General features: G+C 43.6%; 15 protein-coding genes and 1 tRNA gene. 15 read left to right on the forward strand and 1 reads right to left on the reverse strand.

The genetic code is table 11. The features are described 5' to 3' along the window. Positions 1-326: 326 nt before the first annotated feature. The 10 genes from B3V51_RS05080 to B3V51_RS05125 all read left to right on the forward strand — a co-directional run bounded on the left by B3V51_RS05080 (position 327) and on the right by B3V51_RS05125 (position 14,206). Positions 327-402 (forward strand) — tRNA-Trp (locus B3V51_RS05080). 51 nt (positions 403-453) lie between these two features. Next, complete coding sequence (secE, locus tag B3V51_RS05085) at positions 454-939, forward strand: preprotein translocase subunit SecE (RefSeq protein WP_093071056.1); 486 nt, start codon at positions 454-456, stop codon at positions 937-939. A 71-nt stretch (positions 940-1,010) separates the two neighbouring features. After that, the gene (gene nusG, locus B3V51_RS05090; RefSeq protein ID WP_071002919.1) at positions 1,011-1,541 is read left to right on the forward strand and encodes a transcription termination/antitermination protein NusG; all 531 of its coding nucleotides are present in this window, start codon (positions 1,011-1,013) and stop codon (positions 1,539-1,541) included. Between the two features lie 95 nt (positions 1,542-1,636). Further along, positions 1,637-2,068 carry a 50S ribosomal protein L11 gene (gene rplK / locus B3V51_RS05095; protein ID WP_071002920.1) on the forward strand — a complete coding sequence of 144 codons (432 nt, stop codon included), beginning with the start codon at positions 1,637-1,639 and terminating at the stop codon, positions 2,066-2,068. Then, a complete protein-coding gene (gene rplA / locus B3V51_RS05100; protein ID WP_071002921.1) occupies positions 2,068-2,769 on the forward strand; it encodes a 50S ribosomal protein L1 in 702 nt (233 codons plus the stop codon). Before rplK ends, rplA begins: the two co-directional genes overlap by 1 nt. A 474-nt stretch (positions 2,770-3,243) precedes the next feature. After that, on the forward strand, positions 3,244-3,771 hold the full coding sequence (gene rplJ / locus B3V51_RS05105) for a 50S ribosomal protein L10 (RefSeq protein WP_071002922.1): 528 nt from the start codon (positions 3,244-3,246) through the stop codon (positions 3,769-3,771). A 120-nt stretch (positions 3,772-3,891) separates the two neighbouring features. After that, complete coding sequence (rplL, locus tag B3V51_RS05110; RefSeq protein ID WP_093071059.1) at positions 3,892-4,266, forward strand: 50S ribosomal protein L7/L12; 375 nt, start codon at positions 3,892-3,894, stop codon at positions 4,264-4,266. A gap of 762 nt (positions 4,267-5,028) precedes the next feature. After that, positions 5,029-9,147 carry a DNA-directed RNA polymerase subunit beta gene (gene rpoB, locus B3V51_RS05115; RefSeq protein WP_071002924.1) on the forward strand — a complete coding sequence of 1,373 codons (4,119 nt, stop codon included), beginning with the start codon at positions 5,029-5,031 and terminating at the stop codon, positions 9,145-9,147. Between the two features lie 151 nt (positions 9,148-9,298). After that, positions 9,299-13,516: a DNA-directed RNA polymerase subunit beta' gene (rpoC, locus tag B3V51_RS05120; RefSeq protein ID WP_071002925.1), complete on the forward strand. Its 4,218-nt coding sequence runs from the start codon at positions 9,299-9,301 to the stop codon at positions 13,514-13,516. A 165-nt stretch (positions 13,517-13,681) separates the two neighbouring features. After that, positions 13,682-14,206, forward strand: coding sequence for a DUF6586 family protein (locus B3V51_RS05125; protein ID WP_223333352.1), 525 nt, complete (start codon positions 13,682-13,684; stop codon positions 14,204-14,206). A 101-nt stretch (positions 14,207-14,307) separates the two neighbouring features. Here the strand turns inward: B3V51_RS05125 and B3V51_RS05130 are convergent, their stop codons facing one another. Beyond that, positions 14,308-16,953, reverse strand: coding sequence for a penicillin-binding protein 1A (locus tag B3V51_RS05130; RefSeq protein WP_286708082.1), 2,646 nt, complete (start codon positions 16,951-16,953; stop codon positions 14,308-14,310). A gap of 192 nt (positions 16,954-17,145) precedes the next feature. On the opposite strand from B3V51_RS05130, the gene pilM reads away from it, so the two are divergent. The 5 genes from pilM to pilQ are packed head-to-tail and all read left to right on the forward strand — an operon-like array spanning position 17,146 to position 22,512. Then, entirely contained in the window at positions 17,146-18,201 is a 1,056-nt protein-coding gene (pilM, locus tag B3V51_RS05135) for a type IV pilus assembly protein PilM (RefSeq protein ID WP_286708083.1), read from the forward strand. Continuing rightward, positions 18,201-18,851, forward strand: a complete 651-nt coding sequence (locus B3V51_RS05140; RefSeq protein ID WP_071002929.1) for a PilN domain-containing protein — start codon at positions 18,201-18,203, stop codon at positions 18,849-18,851. The genes pilM and B3V51_RS05140 overlap by 1 nt, the downstream gene beginning before the upstream one ends. Then, complete coding sequence (locus tag B3V51_RS05145) at positions 18,848-19,582, forward strand: type 4a pilus biogenesis protein PilO (protein ID WP_071002930.1); 735 nt, start codon at positions 18,848-18,850, stop codon at positions 19,580-19,582. The genes B3V51_RS05140 and B3V51_RS05145 overlap by 4 nt, the downstream gene beginning before the upstream one ends. Further along, on the forward strand, positions 19,582-20,115 hold the full coding sequence (locus tag B3V51_RS05150) for a pilus assembly protein PilP (RefSeq protein WP_058025948.1): 534 nt from the start codon (positions 19,582-19,584) through the stop codon (positions 20,113-20,115). The genes B3V51_RS05145 and B3V51_RS05150 overlap by 1 nt, the downstream gene beginning before the upstream one ends. A 27-nt stretch (positions 20,116-20,142) precedes the next feature. Beyond that, the gene (gene pilQ / locus B3V51_RS05155) at positions 20,143-22,512 is read left to right on the forward strand and encodes a type IV pilus secretin PilQ (RefSeq protein WP_186473575.1); all 2,370 of its coding nucleotides are present in this window, start codon (positions 20,143-20,145) and stop codon (positions 22,510-22,512) included. Positions 22,513-22,544 lie beyond the last annotated feature (32 nt).

Here is a 22,544-nt window from a genome sequence, read left to right on the forward strand (position 1 = left end):
TCCTATCTAGGGTGGCTTTTTTTTGGAGATAAATAGGGGTATTTGCAGCATTAGATCTAAGCTTTGGTAGAATGGTTCTTTTGATGGAGTGACTTTTGATTTGATACTGGCTATTTATTTATAGTGCACTGTATTGTAATTTGCCGCATAGCTTGCTATATTAGCGCTGCATTTAACGTGTATGGTTAATCTAAACCATAACGAGAAAGCCTATAATTAATATAGTGACTTTTGATAGATGTAATATCAGGTAAAAATTAACAATTTTACCGCCAAAGGCTTGCATTCTATGCTGGATATTGTATAATGCTGTCCTTTACATCCATAGGCGATTGGCTCAATTGGTAGAGCATCGGTCTCCAAAACCGAGGGTTGTAGGTTCGAGTCCTACATCGCCTGCCATCTTCTTATCTCATCTTTGTTGTACCCCATCATCTCCGAAGCGAGTTCTTTATGAGCAATAATCAAGATAACCTCGAGACTAAGTTATCTGATGCCAAGGCGGTTGCTGGTGGAATGCTGTCTAAAAATAAGCACATCTCAGCGAGCGGTACTTCTGCTGTTGAAGTTGCTAAGACTGGCTCAATCAAAGATTTGATTTTGTGGCTACTTGCCGCAATTGTTTTGATCGGTGCGACTCTCGTTAATCAATATTTACCAGGCTATTGGCAACCTGCCAACGATGTCTGGGTACGTATTGGTATTATTGTTGCACTTGTTGTATTTGCATTAATTTGCTTGGCGCTGACGCATCAAGGTCGTGCTTTTAAAATATTATTAAGAGACGCAGGTGTTGAGCTTCGCCGAGTGACATGGCCAGGTAAAGACGAAACCTTTCAATACACATGGCAAGTCATTGTCGTGATCGGAATTGTTGGGTTTTTTATTTGGTTATTAGATAATTTCTTTAATTGGTTCGTTGGTATCTTTATCGGTTAATAGCACGTATTAGTGACTATTAACGAGAGATTTACTTATAACGACTTATTTATAATGATCAGGAGCGTGATATGCGTTGGTATATTGTCCAAGCGTTTTCAGGATATGAAAAACAAGTACAACGTTCGTTAACTGATCGTATTAACCGTAGTGACTTTGCTGAGTCATTCGGTGATGTACTGGTTCCTACTGAAGAAGTCGTCGAAATGAAAGACGGCAAAAAGCGTAAGAGTGAGCGTAAATTCTTTCCAGGTTATGTATTGATTCAAATGGAGATGAACGATAATACTTGGCACATCGTAAAAGATTGCCCTCGTATTATGGGTTTCGTCGGTGGTACGCCTGAGATGCCTGCACCGATTACGCAAGTAGAAGCTGATCGCATTTTAAACCGTTTGAACCAGACTGAAACTGACCCACGTCCTAAGACTCTATTTGAGCCAGGCGAAGAGTTATTGGTTATCGATGGTCCATTTACTGACTTTAAAGGGTTGGTAGAAAAAGTGGATTATGAGAAGTCTAAACTACATTTAACGGTAAACGTATTTAATCGACCTACGCAGGTTGAGCTTGAGTTTAGTAAAGTTGAAAAACTAGACTAAATCAGCAAAAAGTTAATCAACCGGGGAGCTGTTAGTCAACCAGGTATATGTCATATCACGTTGATTTGGCGCTATCACCCATTTAGGAGAGTATCATGGCTAAGAAGATTGATGGTTACATCAAACTGCAAGTGCCTGCAGGCAAAGCAAATCCTTCACCACCGATTGGTCCAGCTTTGGGTCAAAAAGGCGTGAACATCATGGCGTTCTGTAAAGAATTTAACGCTGCGACCTCAGGCCAGGAGCCAGGTCTACCGATCCCAACTGAGATCACAGTATATAACGATAAATCTTTTACCTTCATCATGAAGTCACCACCAGCTGCGTACTTACTACGTAAAGCTGCTGGCATCGCTAAAGGTTCAGGTACACCGAACACTGCTAAAGTCGGTAAAGTGGACCGTGCACAACTAGAAGAAATCGTTAAGACTAAGAATGCAGACTTAACGGCTGCTGATCTTGACGCTGCTGTCCGTACCATCGCTGGTACTGCACGTTCAATGGGTATTACCGTGGAGGGTGTATAATGTCTAAGCTAACCAAACGTCAAAAAGAAATTCAAAGCCGTGTTGATAACGAAAAACAATACACGCTAGAAGAAGCCGTTCAAATCCTAAACGATTTGCCAGCGCTAAAATTCAAAGAGTCTATCGACATTGCAGTAAACTTGGGCGTTGACCCACGTAAATCTGACCAAGTCGTTCGCGGTGCAACCAATCTACCTGCTGGTACTGGTAAAACCAAACGCGTTGCTGTATTTGCTCAAGGCGCTGCTGCTGAAGCCGCTAAAGAAGCTGGTGCAGACATCGTTGGTTTTGAAGACCTAGCAGAAGAAATTAAAGCCGGTAACATGGACTTTGATGTTGTGATCGCAGCTCCTGATGCTATGCGTGTTGTTGGTCAATTGGGTACGATCCTAGGCCCACGCGGTCTAATGCCTAACCCTAAAGTTGGTACGGTAACGCCAAACGTTGCTGAAGCTGTGACTAATGCGAAAGCGGGTCAGGCTCAGTACCGTGTTGATAAAGCTGGTATTATCCATGCAACTATCGGTCAAGTTGGTTTCACTGCTGAGCAAATCGAGCAAAACGCGCAAGCGATTCTTTCTGATTTAAAGCGTGCTAAGCCTGCTACTTCTAAAGGTACTTTCATCAAGAAAATCACCTTGTCTAGCACGATGGGCCCTGGTCTAACGATCGACGCTGTTCCTTATCGTACCGCAAAATAATTAAAGTCTCTATTTTTGAGTACTTGAACTTCAAGTATTTTGAATGATGAGCACATACTATATTTAAAAATTAGGTCAGCGTAGTATTTGCTACGCTGTCTAAGACCGTAGGTAGAGAGTGGTTTAGCGTCATAAGTAACAATTTTCGAATGGTTAAATATGACACTGAGTCACTTTTGTTAATCGACGACAGATGAAAATCTTAGTTGTCCTACGCAGACGGTGGCCCATACAGTTTAAGACACGAGCGAATAGGGCGGTAAGGTTATTTATATAATCTTCAAACTATTACTCAACGTCATTCTGATAACGGTGCCGTAATCAGTCGTTACCAGTAGATGCTTTTTTTATTAATTGAATCCGCTGGTAATGTGTCGTATCAAGTCAGTCCTAGCTTGAAATTTAAGCTTGCAGAAATTTCGATTTTTAGCGCTTTTATGATAAGCAGATTGATAAGATTAAAGGAGTCAACTTATGGCATTAACGCTAGAGCAAAAACAACAAGTTGTGGCTGAAGTGTCTGAAGTTGCTGCTAATGCTTACTCAGCAGTAGCTGCCGAATATCACGGTATTGGTGTTGCACAGCTTACTCAGCTTCGCGTACAAGCCCGTGAAAAAGGTGTCGTTTTGAAAGTGGTAAAAAATACCCTGGCAAAACGCGCTTTTGAAGGCACTAAGTTTGAGAGCATGTCAGACCGTATGACTGGTCCACTACTTTTGGCTTTCTCTATGGAAGATTTGGGATCTGCTGCCAGAGTCGTTTTCGACTTCAGTAAAGATAACAAAGCTTTAGAGACCAAATTAGTATCAGTCGGTGGTGAAGTTTATGGTCCAGAAGAGCTAGAGCGCGTATCGAAGCTACCAACTCGCGACGAAGCAATCTCTATCTTGATGGCTACTATGAACGCACCAGTGACCAAGCTTGTCCAGACTATGAACGCTGTTCCTGGCAAGTTCGTTCGCACTGTAGCGGCAATCAAAGACGCAAAAGAAGCTGCTTAATTGCTTGTTTTAACGTAACTTTAACATTGCTAATTTTGGTTGAATTTTATTGCCACATTCGGCAATCAATCAAAGCGATATTAAAATCAATTAATTTTTATCAGATAACGGAGAGTTCTCATGGCACTATCTAAAGAAGATGTGTTAAACGCAATCGCTGAAATGTCAGTAATGGACATCGTTGAGCTAATCAGCGATATGGAAGAAAAATTCGGCGTAACTGCTGCTGTTGCTGCTGCTGCACCTGTTGCTGCTGCTGGTGGCGCTGCTGCTGCTGAAGAAAAAGACGAGTTTGACGTTGTTCTTGCTAGCTTCGGCGACAAGAAAGTTGGCGTAATTAAAGCCGTACGTGAAGCAACTGGTCTTGGCCTAAAAGAAGCGAAAGATTTGGTTGAAGGCGCTCCAGCTCCAATCAAAGAAGGCGCATCTAAAGCTGAAGCTGAAGAGTTGAAAAAGAAACTTGAAGAAGCTGGTGCAACTGTTGAACTAAAATAAGTTTAACACTGTACAGAAAAAAAAGCTGGTAATGCCTTGCATTGCCAGCTTTTTTTTATTATAATTCGTAGCTTGACCTTTTGTGTCTGCCAACATACGTATGCATTAACGGTGGATACCCATCAAAAGGACAGACGATATACATGCAAGAACACATAGCAGTTTTAAAATCAGTTAATATCAGCTAAACGTCTGTAGATGTTTGGCATTTTTTTGTGTCTGCATGCTTTCCTATCAACACTATAGTTTATACTGATTCTTAAAGTTATAGTTACCCCGATTATTAATCCTGACAAAAGCGGTATTCTGAAAAAGCTGTTGATCATAAGTTGCCTATCTGGTGCGGCATGACTGTCGATATTAACTCTTATAGACAGTTTGCATGTGTAGGGGACATAGTTCGGTAATAAGCAGTCTAGATGGCAAGTGGCTTATATGCAATCTTCATAGACGTGATTTTCCAGCAATGTATTTGTAAATTAAGCCTCATAGGCAAGGCATTATAGATTATATAATATTGAATTTTTTGGTTGCAACAGTCATATAGATTGATTCACTTACCATGAATTTAGCAAGCAAAGACGAGATTAAGTGAAGTGTGCTAGGTAAGCACTGATGAGTAAAGTAGTAATTGACAGAAAAGACATGAACTGAACACGAAAACCCGTTTTATATTATCGTTTACGTCGCTAAGTGTGCATCGTATTTATGCATACTGGCCACGCTTTTAATTTGTTTCCACGTTTACTGTAAGGACTCTCGATGGCATATTCTTATACTGAAAAAAAGCGTATTCGCAAAAGTTTTGCTGAATTGCCCACTGTAATGGACGTTCCCTATTTACTGTCTATTCAAGTAGATTCTTATGAGCAATTTTTGCAAGAGCATAAAAAGCCAAAAGCTCGTGAGAATACTGGTTTGCAAGCTGCGTATTCATCTATTTTCCCAATTGAGAGTCACTCTGGTAACGCCGAGTTACAATTTGTTGAGTACTATTTAGGTACGCCTGAATTTGATGAGCGTGAGTGTATCTTACGTGGTTCAACGTTTGCGGCGCCGATGCGTGTCAAAATTCGCTTGATCATCAAAGATAAAGACAGCAAAGATAAAGATAGCAAAGCCGCTATCAAAGATATCCGTGAGCAAAGCGTTTACATGGGCGAGATACCTTTGATGACTGCTAACGGTACTTTCATTATTAATGGTACTGAGCGTGTTATCGTATCTCAGCTACATCGTTCACCTGGTGTGTTCTTTGACCATGATAAAGGTAAGTCGCATTCAAGTGGTAAAGTGCTTTATAACGCGCGTATCATCCCTTATCGTGGCTCATGGTTAGACTTTGAATTTGATGCAAAGGACTTAGTCTTTGCTCGTATTGACCGTCGCCGTAAGCTATTGGCTTCTATCATTCTACGTGCACTTGGCCTGACTACATCTGAAATTCTAGATTTGTTCTTTGATAAAGTTGCTGTTTATAAAGCTGAAGAGACGTTTGAAATTGATCTAGTTGCTGATCGTCTACGTGGCGAAATGGCGCAGTTTGATATCGTATCACCTGAAGGTGACGTTATTGTAGAGCAGGGCAAACGTATTAACGCACGCCGTATCCGTCAGCTTGAAGAAGCAGGTATGACGAAAATTGCGGTACCTGATGAATACCTATATGAGCGTATTTTAGCTGAAGACATCGTTGTTAATGATGAAATCATCGCTAAAGCGAACACGCCAATCGACCACGAGTTATTGGTAAAATTGAACTCATTTGAAGCCAGTGGTGCCATCAAAGAGTTCAGCATTCTGTTCACTAACGATATCGACCAAGGTAGTTATATTGCCGATACGCTACGTGCTGATAGCACCTCAACCCGCGAAGAAGCATTGATCGAAATCTATAAAGTCATGCGTCCAGGTGAACCACCAACGGTTGAAACGGCTGAGAAACTGTTTGAGAGCATGTTCTTCAACGCCGATCGTTATGACTTATCTAACGTCGGCCGTATGAAGTTCAACCGTCGTCTTGGTCTGCCATTTGAAAACACCGATGATCCAGACGTACAGCGCGAACGCAGTGTATTGACCAACGATGATATCGTTAATGTTCTAAAAGAACTTATCGAAATTCGTAACGGTCGCGGCGATGTCGATGATATTGACCATCTAGGTAACCGCCGTATTCGTTCAGTGGGCGAGATGGCAGAAAACCAATTCCGTGTTGGTCTAGTACGTGTTGAGCGTGCCGTAAAAGAGCGTTTGAGCTCAGCAGAGTCAGACAACTTGTCACCACAAGATTTGATTAACTCTAAGCCAGTAGCGGCTGCGGTTAAAGAATTCTTTGGCTCAAGCCAGTTGTCACAGTTTATGGATCAGAACAACCCATTGTCTGAAGTTACCCATAAGCGCCGTGTATCAGCGTTAGGACCTGGTGGTCTAACTCGTGAACGCGCAGGCTTTGAAGTACGTGACGTACATGATACGCATTATGGCCGTGTATGTCCTATTGAAACTCCTGAAGGTCCAAACATTGGTCTGATCAACTCACTAGCGACATTTGCTAAAACCAACAGCTTTGGCTTCTTAGAAACGCCATATCGCCGTGTGGTTGATGGTAAAGTGACTGATGATATTGAATATCTATCAGCAATCGAAGAAGTCGGTACTGTTATTGCACAGGCTGACTCTCCGATGACTGAGGATGGCGCGTTATCTGACGAGATGGTCAGTGTACGTAGCTATGGTGAATTTGTTCGTATGCCGCCAGAAAAAGTGACGCATATGGATGTATCACCAAGTCAGGTAGTATCGGTTGCAGCAGGTCTGATTCCGTTCCTAGAGCATGATGATGCTAACCGTGCCTTGATGGGCTCGAACATGCAGCGTCAGGCGGTTCCTACCCTACGTGCTGATAAGCCATTGGTAGGTACCGGTATGGAGCGACACGTTGCTCGTGACTCAGGTGTTTGTGTCATCGCTAAGCGTGGCGGTGTGATTGAAGATGTTGATGCATCACGTATCGTGGTTCGTGTCAACGAAGACGAGATGGTTGCTGGTGAAGCAGGTATTGATATCTATAACTTGATCAAATACACGCGCTCTAACCAAAACACTTGTATCAACCAACGTATCATTGTTAACCAAGGTGACGAGATTGCTTTGGGTGATATCTTGGCTGATGGTCCATCAACGGATCTTGGTGAGCTAGCACTGGGTCAGAACATCCGCATCGCATTTATGCCGTGGAATGGTTACAACTTTGAAGATTCAATCTTACTATCTGAAAAAGTCGTGAAAGAAGATCGTTTTACTACGATTCATATCCAAGAATTGACTTGTGTGGCTCGTGATACCAAGCTAGGTACAGAAGAGATTACGGCTGATATTCCAAACGTTGGTGAAGCCGCACTATCAAGTCTTGATGAAGCAGGTATCGTCTATATCGGTGCTGAAGTTGATGCTGGTGATATTCTCGTTGGTAAAGTGACGCCAAAAGGTGAAACGCAGCTAACGCCAGAAGAGAAACTACTACGCGCTATCTTTGGTGAAAAAGCGGCGGATGTGAAAGACACTTCACTACGCGTACCAACTTCAAGTAAAGGTACGGTTATTGACGTACAGGTTTTCACCCGTGATGGCGTTGAAAAAGACGCACGCGCAAGAGCGATTGAAAAATCGCAGCTTGATAGCTATCGCAAAGATTTGAAAGAAGAGCTACGTATCTTTGAAGAAGCGGCTCGCGGTCGTATTAGTACTCTACTAGATGGCCAAAAAGTCAGCGGCGGTGCTGGTCTAAAAGCCGGTACGGTTATGGCATTGGCTGATATGAAAGATATGAGCCTTGAAACATTGCTTGATATCCAGCCAGTAGAAGAAGAAATCTCTGAGCGTCTGACGCAAATCTCTGATTACTTGGTTGATAAGCAAAAAGACATCGATGTGAAGTTTGCCGAGAAAAAACGCAAATTGACTGCTGGTGATGACTTACAACATGGCGTACAAAAAATCGTTAAAGTATATCTAGCGGTTAAGCGTCGTATTCAGCCTGGTGATAAGATGGCTGGTCGTCATGGTAACAAAGGTGTGGTATCGCGCATCATGCCAGTTGAAGACATGCCTTATGATGAAAATGGTAATACAGTTGACATCGTATTGAACCCACTTGGTGTACCATCTCGTATGAACATTGGTCAGGTTCTAGAGACGCATTTGGGTATGGCAGCGAAAGGATTGGGCGAGAAGATTGATGGTATGCTCAAATCTCAAGCAGCGATCAAAGAGCTACGTGACTTCTTGGACAAAATCTATAACCAAGTAGGCGGTGAGCAAGTTGATCTTGATAGCTTAAGTGATGATGACATCATGGCGCTAGCAGACAACTTACGTGGCGGTGTACCAATGGGCACAGCAGTATTTGACGGCGCAAAAGAAAGCCAAGTCAAAGACCTGCTTGAGCTTGCTGGTATGGATCGCGATGGTCAGCAGACATTATATGATGGTCGTACAGGTCAGAAATTTGACCGTAAAGTGACCGTGGGTTACATGTACATGCTCAAGCTTAACCATTTGGTTGATGACAAAATGCATGCGCGTTCAACGGGTTCTTACTCTCTAGTCACGCAGCAGCCACTCGGCGGTAAAGCGCAGTTCGGTGGTCAGCGCTTCGGTGAGATGGAAGTGTGGGCATTAGAAGCATACGGCGCGACTTACACGTTGCAAGAAATGCTAACGGTGAAGTCGGATGACGTTGAAGGCCGTACTCGTATGTACAAAAACATCGTTGATGGTGAGCAGTATATGGATCCAGGCATGCCTGAGTCGTTCAACGTACTGACCAAAGAAATCAAATCATTGGGTATTAATATTGAGTTAAAACAAAGCAACTAGCCCGTTGTTTAACTTAGTTGTCCACTAAAGGCAGTCTGCTTTATTGCTGCTGCTTTTAGTGATTTGTCTCAACCCTATTCATTGCCTTCATTCATCTTATCTGCGTCAATGGTACGCTGTCAGATGATTATAAAGATAACGGAGAAGCAACTTGAAAGATTTACTCGATATCATGCAAAGCCCTACCGGCAACGGTAATACAGAGTTTGATAGCATTCAAATTACTCTAGCCTCACCTGACGTCATCAAGTCATGGTCGCACGGCGAAGTAAAAAAACCTGAAACCATCAACTATCGCACGTTCAAACCTGAGCGTGATGGTCTTTTTTGTGCCAAAATATTTGGCCCAGTAAAAGATTTTGAATGTCTATGTGGTAAATATAAGCGCCGTAAGTTCCAAGGCGTTATCTGCGAAAAATGTGGTGTTGAAGTCACCACTGCGAAAGTTCGTCGTGACCGCATGGGTCATATTGACCTAGCCAGTCCTGTGGCGCACATTTGGTTCCTAAAATCACTACCAAGCCGCATCGGTCTATTGCTAGACATGACATTGCGCGATATTGAGCGCGTCCTATATTTTGAAAGCTACATCGTGACTGATCCTGGTCTGACTTCTTTAGAGAAGTATCAGTTGCTTGATGATGAAGATTATTACAAAGCACTTGAAGAGTTTGGCGACGAGTTCACTGCCAAGATGGGTGCGGAAGCTGTCCAAGACCTATTGAAAGATATCGATATGGATCTTGAGATTGATGAGCTGCGTGAAGCGATTCCACAAACAGGTTCTGAGACCAAGCTTAAGAAGATGTCTAAGCGTCTTAAATTATTAGAAGCATTCCGTGACTCTAATAACAAGCCTGAGTGGATGGTAATGAATATCTTGCCAGTACTACCACCAGATTTGCGCCCGTTAGTACCGCTAGAAGGTGGTCGTTTTGCGACGTCAGATCTAAACGATCTATATCGCCGTGTGATCAACCGTAACAACCGTCTTAAGCGTCTGCTTGAGCTGAGCGCACCTGATATCATCGTACGTAACGAAAAACGTATGTTGCAAGAGTCAGTGGATGCGTTGCTTGATAACGGTCGTCGCGGTCGTGCCATCACTGGTAGTAACAAGCGTCCATTGAAATCTTTGGCTGATATGATCAAAGGTAAGCAAGGTCGTTTCCGTCAGAACTTGCTTGGTAAGCGTGTCGATTACTCTGGTCGTTCGGTTATCGTTGTGGGCCCAACATTACGTTTACATCAGTGTGGTCTACCGAAGAAAATGGCTCTAGAATTATTCAAGCCATTTACTTATAACAAACTATTGTCTCATGGTTTAGCGACTACGATTAAAGCTGCCAAAAAGATGGTAGAGCGTGAAGAGCCACAAGTATGGGATATGCTGGCCATGGTTATCCGTGAGCATCCAGTACTTCTCAACCGTGCGCCAACACTTCACCGTTTGGGTTTACAGGCATTTGAGCCAGTATTGATCGAAGGTAAAGCCATCCAGTTGCATCCGCTTGTTTGTACTGCATTCAACGCCGATTTCGATGGTGACCAAATGGCCGTTCACGTGCCATTGACCCTTGAAGCACAGCTTGAATCACGTGCCTTGATGATGTCTACTAATAACATCTTGTCACCTGCGAACGGTGATCCGATCATCGTACCCTCACAGGACGTTGTACTTGGTCTATATTACATCAGTCGCTCGTCTATCAATGCCAAAGGCGAAGGCATGATATTTTCGACCGTCAACGAAGCTTTGCGTGCAATTGGTTCAAATGATTTGCATGTAAACGCGAAGATCAAAGTGCGTGTCACTGAAACGCAAATTGACGAAGACGGTAACGAGACCAAAGAAACCAGTATCAAAGATACGGTTGCTGGTCGTCTACTTATCTGGAACATCATGCCTAAAGGTATGACGTTTGATGAGTGTAACCAAGAGATGACGAAGAAAAATATCTCTCGTTTGATCAACTCTTGCTACCGTAAAGTGGGCGTCAAAGAAAGCGTTATGTTTGCTGACCAATTGATGTATCTTGGTTTTGCTCAAGCAACGCTATCTGGTGTGTCTATCGGTATCGATGATATGGTCATTCCACCACTGAAAAAACAAATCATCGAAGTGGCAGAAGGCGAAGTTCGCGAAATCGAAGATCAATTTGAGCAAGGCTTTGTGACCGCTGGTGAGCGCTATAATAAAGTCGTTGATATCTGGTCACGTACCAATGACAAAGTCGCTAAGGCGATGATGGATAATTTGGCAACAGATAAAGTTATCAACGCGCAAGGCGAAGAAGACGAGCAGAAGTCATTCAACTCGATCTTTATCATGTCGGATTCTGGCGCTCGTGGTAGTGCGGCACAGATTCGTCAGTTGGCCGGTATGCGTGGTTTGATGGCGAAACCAGATGGCTCAATCATTGAGACACCAATTAAAGCGAACTTCCGTGAAGGTTTGACTGTACTACAGTACTTCATCTCAACGCATGGTGCACGTAAAGGTCTAGCGGATACAGCACTGAAAACGGCTAACTCGGGTTACCTAACTCGTCGCCTAGTTGATGTGGCGCAAGATTTGGTGATCACCAGTGATGACTGTGGTACTGAAGAAGGCCTACTCATGAAGCCACATATCCAAGGTGGTGAAATCATTGAGAAGCTAGGTGATCTCGTACTTGGTCGTGTGACTGCCCGTGACGTTACTTACAATGATGACAGTGAAAAAGTATTGATTCCAGCGGGTACCTTGATTGATGAGTATTGGGTTAATGTCCTTGATAACAACGCAATCGATGATATCTGGGTACGTTCGGTGATTACTTGTGATATCGAACATGGTGTGTGTTCACAATGCTATGGTCGTGACCTTGCACGTGGTCATAAAGTGAACATCGGCGAATCAGTTGGTGTTATGGCCGCTCAGTCCATCGGTGAGCCAGGTACTCAGTTAACCATGCGTACGTTCCACGTGGGCGGGGCCGCGAGTTCAGCATCTGTGGACAACAGCATCTCTGTACGTAATGCTGGTCAAGCGCACTTTGAAAACATGAAAACGGTACAGCATACTGATGGTCACTTAGTCATCGTATCGCGTTCAGCTGAAATCGCGTTGACTGATGAGCTTGGCCGTGAGCGTGAGCGCTATAAAGTACCGTACGGTTCAAGCGTTCTTGTGAAAGACGAAGAGCAGGTTGAAAGCGGTCAAACCATCGCTAAATGGGATCCGCATACCCATCCAATTATCACAGAATTTGCTGGTACAGCACGTTTCAGTGATATCGTTGATGGTTCAACGGCGACCGTTAAGGTTGATGATGCCACTGGTATGAGCTCGTTTGAGATTCTAGCGACTCGTGACCGTTCAAGTTCAGCAAAAGACTTACGTCCTGCCATTATCTTGAACACTGACGAAGGCAAAGAAGTGGTTTACTTCTTACCAGCTGAAACGATCATTCGCGTGAGCGATGGTGAAAAAGTAGCAGCAGGTTCGATTCTAGGCCGTGTCCCACAAGCCTCTTCTGGTACAAAAGATATTACCGGTGGTCTACCACGTGTTGCTGATCTATTTGAAGCACGTCGTCCAAAAGATCACGCCATCATGGCAGAAATGACAGGTGTCGTAAGCTTTGGTAAAGAGACCAAAGGTAAGAACCGCTTCATTATTACCAATGAAGATGGCGAAGTACATGAAGAGCTGATTCCAAAATGGCGTCAAATCAACGTCTTTGAAAACGAGACGGTAGCACGTGGTGAGATTATTGCAGATGGTCCACAAAACCCGCATGATATCTTGCGTTTGAAAGGCCAGACGGCACTTGCTGATTATATCGTCAACGAAGTACAGGACGTTTATCGCTTGCAGGGTGTAAAAATCAACGATAAGCACATCGAAGTTATTATTCGTCAGATGCTGCGTAAAGTTGAAGTCACTGACGGCGGCGATTCAAGCCACTTCAAAGGTGATCAGGTCGAGTATGCAGATATCAAAGCGTTGAATGCGAAACTAGAAGCGGAAGACAAATTCCCAGTACAGTTTGAGCGTCAATTATTAGGTATCACTAAGGCAAGTCTTGCAACTGAAAGCTTTATCTCAGCGGCGTCTTTCCAAGAAACAACCCGTGTACTAACGGCGGCGGCTGTGACTGGTAAAGTGGATGAGCTACGTGGTCTGAAAGAAAACGTGGTGGTTGGTCGCTTGATTCCTGCAGGTACGGGTCTTGCTTATCACAAGGCACGCAAAGAGACAGCGGATCAGAAGCTACAAGACAGTGATCTAAATGCAGCGTTTGATATGACTGCAAGCACTGACAGCAAAGACTTTGCAAGCTTTGATGAGGCCTTTGCTCAAGAGCTAAATCAAAATAATTAATTGTATTAAATATTTTTGATTCATTTTCAATTCAAAAAAAGCCAGCCTAAGTCGCTGGCTTTTTTGTGTGTATAAAAACTGAGAAAGGCATGGTGCTATTATCTAAAAAAATAGTACACTGGAAAATAAGCCTCAATTTACTATCTATAGAAGGATAAGTCGCACATGGCAGGTAAAACTCGCGTTGCCAAATATCAAGCAGATCGTACCAATCAAAAACTGTATTTCTGCCGTCTCTCATGTCAAGCAGCAGGCAGCACCAATGATAAGCAGCTATATCAAGCCCATTGCGAAACGGCTATTTTTCATTTGTATGGTGCGCTGCTGGCATTCACTCAAGAACTGGGTCATTTTTATAGCTTAAATATGACCGCACCAACTTTGTCAGATATTGAGCAAGCACTAAGCGAGCGCACGCAGGTATCTCCTGAGATTCAGCGTTTGCAGCAATTGCAGCAGCAAGGCTTTATTGCAAATATAGAGCGCGCTTATGAGCGTTGTCTCTATGCGGTACCACCAGATACGGTTGTGGATGAAAAACCAAGTAGCGATTTAGCCGCGCCCGACCTTATTGTGAATGTCGTTACTTTGTCAAATCAATGGTTACCTGATGAGGCAACGATAAGAGAATGGCGTAATCAGCTTTTAGAACTGATCGAGCAACTACGTGCAGGGATGGTTGAGTTTTAGCAGGATGAGTCTATTCGAAATATAATATCTACAAAAAAAGGCTTATTCAGTGATGACTGAACAAGCCTTTTTTTATATCGGTAGCTAGAGATACCAGTAGATTATTCTGGCATCGGGGGCATACGCTGGACCGGCGTGACCGATAAAGGATTTTGCGGCACGCTATCGTTACTACGGCTATTGTTTGCTTGAGCTGCTGAGTTGCTAGTATCTGTAGTTGGTTCAGGTAGGGTCGGCTTACGCTGCTGAATTTGAGTCTTGACCGGTTTTGCTGGTGCGCTATTATCAGAGATGTCGTCATCATCAGTTATAATACCATTATCGGTCATTTCTATAATTTGCTGTTGCTGCTTTTTAGATTTTGAGCGGTTATTGATAGACACCCATTGGTTTGGCGTGTCTTTGAGCTGAGCTTTCATAAAGTCCATCCAGACAGGCAGGGCAGCCACACCACCATACTCTCGGCGACCCATAGATGTTGGCTGATCAAACCCCATCCATACAACCGTTGCATTGGTAGGATGAAACCCTGCAAACCAAGCGTCTTTGGCTTCGTTGGTTGTACCGGTTTTGCCGCCAATATCATCACGGCCTAAGGCTTTTGCTCGTACTGCAGTACCACGTTGCACCACATCACGTAAAATATCTGCCATTTCAAATGCTACTCTAGGCTTTAATATCCTTGGTGCTTGTTTGGCTGCTATGTATTGTACGACAGGTGCTTTTAGGCGATCTGATTGTGGACCAGCGTCATAGACAGTAAGATCGATTGCTTCATCCGTTTCTTCTACATTTTCACTATTTTCTAGCTCTGTGCTCTCGGTAGCCAATTTTTCAGTAGTACTGTTTTTATCTTCTAATGATTTGTTATATTCTTCTATCAGGTTTTTATTAACCGCTTCAAGTTGCTCATTAAAGCATAGGGCGCAAGCCTGAAGTGGATTGGCCTGAAATAATAACTCATTTTTATAGTTATAAATTTGCTCAATAAAGTAAGGTTGTACGCGGTGACCACCATTAGCAAAGGTTGAATACGCCGTTGCCATTTGCAATGGGGTTGCTTGTCCTGCCCCTAGAGCCAACGATAAAGTTGTTGGTAGTTTTTCTTTGTCTAGGCCGAACTCATCTAAGAGGTTGCGCGCATCAGAGATACCAATGGCTTGTAGGAGACGGATAGAAACCAAGTTGCGAGATAAATACAAACCACGACGTAAGGTAATGTCACCTAAGAAGCGTTCATCAGAGTTTTTAGGTTTCCAGTCGCCTACTTGAATAGGGCGATCTGAAACAATACTGTCTGGGCGGTAGCCTTTTTCCAAAGCGGCGGTATAGACCAATGGTTTGATGGTTGAACCAGGTTGGCGCCATCCTTGTAAGGCTCGGTTGAACTTACTGTGTTTGAAATCAAAACCGCCTACTAATGCATTAACCGCGCCAGTTTCTGGATTTAATGAAACCAGACTACCTTGTATTTTGGGTATCTGCCCTAGTTGCCAATTACCATTTGCGGTAGGTATCACGCGGACAATATCGTTTTTGCTCACTATTTGGCTAGCATTATTAGGATAGTAACCGATACGATTGGCAGAGATGTATTTGCGTGCCCAGCTCATGCCAGACCAATTGACCGTTACACTTTCACCAGACTGTAATATCGCTTCAAAACTACGAGAGTTGACTTTGGTAACTTTGGCAGGAGACATATTGCTATAGCGCTGAAAGTTTTCGAGAGGCTCGTCATTTGCCTCTGCGCCGCGCCAACCATGACGATGCTCGTAAGCAATCAGCCCAGTTAATATGGCAGCCTCTGCCGCCGTTTGTGCCTTGCTATCGACCGTGAGACGAACGCGCCAACCACTGTGCATGACTTGCTCACCATAGCGTTCAACTAAGGTCGCACGTGTCATTTCTGCCAAATAGGGCATATTAACGTCGAGTTTTTCTTGATATAGCTTAATGCCAACGGGGGAGTTAACGGCCTCATCATGCTGAGCTTTGGTGATATAACCCAACTCATACATACGGCCAATAATCCAGTTACGCCGAGTCAACGCGCGGCTAGGATTGGCAACAGGATTATATTTAGAAGGGGCTTTTGGTAAACCGGCAAGCATTGCCATTTCAGCAATAGTAAGATTATCTAGTGATTTACTATAGTATTTTTTGGCAGCGGCGCGGATACCATAAGCGCCTTCGCCCAAATAAATCTTATTGACATATAAAGTCAAAATATCGTTTTTACTCAGCTCGTCTTCGATTTTACGTGCTAAAAATAATTCCGTCAGTTTGCGGTTTAGAGTACGCTCAGGACTTAAAAAATAATTTTTGGCGACCTGCATTGTAATAGTTGAGCCACCAGTCTGACTGTCATCATCAGTCACCACTTCAGTGACCGCGCGCCCAAGACCTTTGATACTGATGCCACTATGCTGAAAGAAAGAAGCATCTTCTGCCGCTAAAAAAGCGTGAGTCAAATCTTCAGGAATTTCATCAAATGTGACTGGTAACGATAAACGATTGCCGTATTGGCCGATTAATTTGTCATCGCTACTATAAATCTGCAATGGCATTTCTAAATTGGCAGTTTTTATCTCTTGAATACTTGGCAAAGTTGGCGATAAATACATCGCCATCCCATAAAAACCAATAGGTACAGCAAGCGCTAAGATAACTGCCAATGCTAGGCAAGCGACAAAAAGTCCCACCAAGAAATGAATGAGACGAGCGGTAGCATTTTTTTTGGCCATAATAAGACTTATTCATTAGAATTTGTAGCGGATAAGGTATTATACCTTGAACAAAATCAACAGGTCATAATAAATGTGTAAGTAGGCCTTAATATATTTTTAAACGCTTGAATCTATCAATTAAGTAAAGTATTGTATTCAATTATTACAAATAACTATCAGATTGTACACTTAATATAAGGTATAGAGTTTGTGAGGCTATTTACTTCAAAAAGTCGACATTTGATTGGTGTGGATATTTGTGCCACTTCAGTAAAAATAGTGGACATACAGCGTCAACAAGGCATGTTCCACCTAAAATCTTACGGTATTGAGAGACTACCAGAAGGTGTAGTCGTCGACAAACTCCTAGTTGATACAGAGGCGGTTGGCAACATTATAGCGAGTCTAGCAAGACGTTGCCAAGTTGCGGGCAGCAATGCTGCAACGGCCGTATCAGGATCTGCCGTCATCACCAAAATTATTGATATGGATATGATGCTAAGCGATGTTGAGCGTGAAGCACAGATACGTCTCGATGCTGATCAATATATACCTTATCCTTTAGAGGATGTGAATTTAGATTTTGAAGTATTAGGCCCCTCTTTGGTTAGCGAAGATATGGTTCAAGTCCTGCTTGCGGCCTCTCGCTCAGAAAACGTAGATCAACGTGTGGATGCATTGACTTTTGGCGGGATGCAAACAAAAGTCATGGATATCGAATCACATGCGATAGAGCGTGCTTTTGGACTGATGGCGGATAATCTACCCAATATGCCTGAACTGGTCGCTTTGGTTGATATCGGCCATAATCAAACCACTTTATATATCGCAAAAAATGGTGAGTTTATTTATAGTCGAGAGCAATTGTTTGGTGGTGTTCAGTTAACAGAAGCGATTCAAAACCGGTATGGACTGTCAGCTGAAGAGGCAACGCTGAGCAAACGTGAGCGCTCATTGCCTGATGACTACTATCCTGAAGTTTTGACCCCTTTTATAGAAAATACCATTCAGCAAATCACTCGCTCCTTACAGTTTTACTTCTCCTCAAGTCAGTATAGTAGTATTGACCACGTGGTACTTGCGGGTGGTAGTAGCTCCATTGCAGGTCTCGCTGGGATGGCACAACAAAAACTCGGTGTGAGCGTTAGTGTTGCCAATCCGTTTACCAATATGACCATTGCGCCTAATATTGATAATGAGCAATTGACCATTGACGCGCCAGGATTAATGGCTGCATGCGGTCTTGCGTTAAGGAGCTTTGACTAATGGCTCGTATTAACCTTTTACCTTGGCGACAAGAAGAGCGCGAGCGTCGTAACAAAGAGTTTATGACTCTGATCGTTGCGGTGACTTTGCTCACTTTATTGGCGGCCTTTGCTTCATGGAGCTATTTTAACAATGAGCTTGATGAACAGCTTGATGCTAATGCTTTGATTGAACAAGAAAATGCACGCTTAGACACCGCATTGACTGAGATTGACAGTTTAGAGCAGCGCCGTGAAGATATTATCTCACGTATGCAGGTCATTCAAGACTTGCAAGGTCGGCGTCCTGTACCAGTACGTTTGTGGGATGATCTGGCAAGAGCGATTCCACCAGCGCTTTATCTAACCAATCTCAAACGCGAAGGCGATGTATTAACATTGACTGGTCTGGCTGATAACCCAAACATTGTATCTAGCCTGATACGTAATTTGGACAGCAGTAAATGGATGGGTAATTCAGCAGTTAGCAATATTCAACAGAATATTAGCGCTTATGAAGCGGCCCCTGTACTGAATAATACCGTCACTACGGCTGGTGAGACACCGCGTCCAGTCTATCCTGAAGACAGTTATGTGCAGTTCGTAGTGACGACTAAAGTACAATCAGAAACGCCTGTCCCTGCGGAAGATGGTGTGGGAGGGGAGTTATGAAACTTGTCCGTAAAAAAAGCCTAATTAAGACCAAAAAAATTGCTTCAAAACCAAAGAAGCAGTTTGATCTCAATGAGTTTCGTCGCAGTTTTGAGTCACTAGACTCTGAAAACTATGGCAGCTGGCCGTTACCAGTGAAGGTGACGGTGATCGGTCTTATTATTACCTTTATAGCGGCCCTATCATGGGCGCTACCGATTAGTAGTAAAATTGATGAGATCAATGCTGCTGAAAGTCAGCAACAGACCTTGCTTGAAAGCTATCGTGAAAAAGAATCGCGCGCGCGTCACTTACAAGCCTATCAAGCACAGGTCGTTCAGATGGAAACGGAGTTTAATACCTTATTAGACCAGTTGCCAAAAGACACGCGTGTGTCAGAGCTGGTAGAAGGTATCAATATGACAGGTGTCGGTAGTAATATTCGTTTTCAAGACATCTCTGTCGAACCTGAGATTGAAAATGAATTTTTCATTGAGCAACCGATTCGCATTGCTGCTTTAGGTGAATATCATCAGTTTGGTAGTTTTATTAGTGGCCTTGCAGCACTGCCTCGTATCATCACCATGCACGATTTTGAGGTGAGTAACCCACAACCGAGCTTAGATGTTTTACCTGAGCTTAATCTAGTCTTGCAAACCAAAACCTATCGTTCAAAAGAAGCGACTCCTGAAGATGAAACGGCTCCTGCAGGTGATGCCGCCGCTACTGATGCAAATGCAGGAGGTAACTAATGAGTATGCAAAAACTACCCATGCTGTTGACTTTAAGTATCTCAGTGCTAGCGATGACTGGCTGTACGGATCGTATCGGTATGGCAGAGCAAGCGATGACTGACATCCGTAACCAGCCAGCGCAGCCTATCGAACCACCACCCAAAGCTGAACTAGTAGAAGACTTCGTCTATAGTGCAAGCTCACAGCGCAGCCCGTTTTTACCACCAAGCCTGGTGAATGTAGAGGGTCCTACCACTTCTATTGATGGCGTGCGCCCAGATATTACACGTGTAAAAGAACCACTTGAACAATACGAGTTATCGCAACTGGTTTTTCGAGGCGTAGTAGTGTCGCCTGAAGGTCAGCGATACGCATTGGTACAACGTCCTGATGGTTCAGTTGCTAGTGTGAAGGTAGGTGATTATCTTGGATTGAATGACGGCCGTATTGTTGAAATCACGCCGACCCAGATCAATTTGATTGAAATTGTGCCAGACAGCCGCGCTGGGTTTATTGAAAAACCCCAGTCGCTGGTATCCCCTATAAGCTAAGTCGGCAGATTTTTTGAGGAATAAATAATGACAGTACGCAATAACAAGGTAATGATGATGAGCAACCGCGTTTCTTCTGCTTTTGCCATTTCAGCACTGGCAGTCAGCATGGTGGCAGTAAGTAGTAGCGCCCACGCTGCACAGCGCATCAATAATGTGTCTGTAGTGCAAACTGCACCAGCAGTGACACAAATGCGTTTGGGGTTCACAGGTTTACCAGTATTGCCTGCAGCCTACGAGCTTGATGATCCTAGCCGCTTGGTATTAGACTTTGAACAAGTACAAAACGGTCTTGCCAGTCGTTTCAACGAATACAATATCGGTATGGTCAATGATGTCACCACGTTGAGTAGCGACAGTACGACGCGTCTTATCGTTGGCCTCAAGCAATCAGGCAATTATACAACAGCGATTGAGGGTAACGAGCTACTACTGACCATTACAGATCCTGATCGTCCAGTGATTACTAGTGACCCTGTACAAGATGTCCTTAATAACTCTAGCGGCATCACCACCACTGCAGTCGTCACGCCAATCGTTGAGACCAGCACGGTTCCCGTTGCAGCTGTCAGTACAAATAATACCGTCGTGGTAGAAAACGAAGTACCAGCCGATACGATGGTAGTCAGAGTTAATCCACTGTTGAACCCGCAACTTGCTTCTGCACAAGTAAGTAAGCAATACAGCTATGATGGTCTCAGTGCGGTCAATTTTTCGGCAGGTAATGATGGTGGCGGTAACGTCAGCATGGTACTTGCCAACGAAGCCATTCCGGTAGATGTACAACGCCAAGGTAATAAGCTTGTCGTACGTTTAACAGGCAGTACGGTCCCAAGAAACTTGCTACGTCGATTAAATATTAATAGTGGTCTGGTGAGTAGCATCGATACTAAAAACCAAGGACAAAATGGTGTCATCACTATTAATATGTTTGATGATTACGAGTATCAAGCTTATCAGTCAGGCAATCAGTTAAATATTAGTATTAGCAAGCCTGAGCTGCTACGTGAGCCGACACTTGAGGAGAGAGTATACAGCGGCGAGCCACTGTCCATGGAATTCCAAGACGTTGAAATTCGCAGCGTGTTAGATATTTTAGCGCAGTTTACTGAGATGAATATCGTTGCGAGTGATTCAGTCGCTGGTAACATCACCTTGCGTTTGATCAACGTGCCTTGGGATCAAGCACTCGATATTATTCTAAAAAGTAAAAATCTAGGCAAGCGCGAAAATGGTAATGTGATTTTGGTTGCGCCTTCTACTGAACTCGCTGAACAAGAAGCACGTGAGCTTGAAGCGCAGCAAGCTGTTCAATCTTATGCGCCATTACGTACTGAATATATTCGTTTGAGCTATGCAAAAGCACAAGATGTCCTGACTTTGATTTCTCAAGGAAGTGGCTCATCTGGTAGTAGCGGTATAGGGGGCACGAGCGGACTTACAAATCGTGGAAATGACAATAATACGTTGTTGTCGGATCGTGGTACGGTAACAGTTGATGAGCGTACCAATACCTTGATTGTCAAAGATGTGGCTGACAGTATCGAAAATATTCACAAACTCATTAGTAAGATTGACATCCCTGTGCGTCAGGTTATGATTGAGGCACGTATTGTTAGTGCCACTGACAGCTTTAGTAAAGAGATTGGGGTTCGCTGGGGAATCTTATCAAATGGTGCAGCCAATAATCGTAGCTTGTTGGTTGGTGGTAGTGATCAAACTTTGTGGGACTTAAAAGAGTTTGACGTAGAAACCACGACTGTCAATGGACAAACGGTTTCTTATCCTTCATATGACATCAGCCGTCCTGATAACTTAAACGTTGATTTAGGGGTGGATAATCCAGCCGGTAGTATCGCTTTTGGCTTATTAAGTTTATCTGATGTGATGCTTGATCTTGAACTATCAGCATTGCAAGCGGACAATCGCGGTGAAGTCATCTCAACCCCGAAAGTGTTGACGGCCGACAAGCAAACCGCAAAAGTTTCTTCTGGCACCCAGATTCCTTATCAAGAAGCCTCAGCGAGCGGCGCAACTACAACCAGTTTTAGAGAAGCGGCACTGAGTTTAGAGGCGACGCCAAATATTACCCCTGATGGCAAAATTGGTCTGCAGTTACTTATTACTAATGGTACGCCGACTATTATCAACAATCAGGTGGCTATTTCTGAGGATTCTATCTCAACCAATGTGATCGTTGAAGATGGTCAAACGGTGGTATTGGGTGGGGTCTTTAGAAACCGCACTAATAATAACGTGGACAAAGTGCCGTTTTTAGGCGATTTACCATACATTGGCCGTGCATTCCGCAGAGATGTGCGCAATAACAATAAGGAAGAGCTGTTGATATTTGTCACACCAAAATTGATCAATGATGGTACAACTCGCTTAAATTAATCATAAATTTGTTTATTATTCACTAAAAAAGT

The organism is Psychrobacter sp. UBA2514 (assembly GCF_002341255.1).
In the GTDB taxonomy this organism is placed as follows: domain Bacteria; phylum Pseudomonadota; class Gammaproteobacteria; order Pseudomonadales; family Moraxellaceae; genus Psychrobacter; species Psychrobacter pacificensis.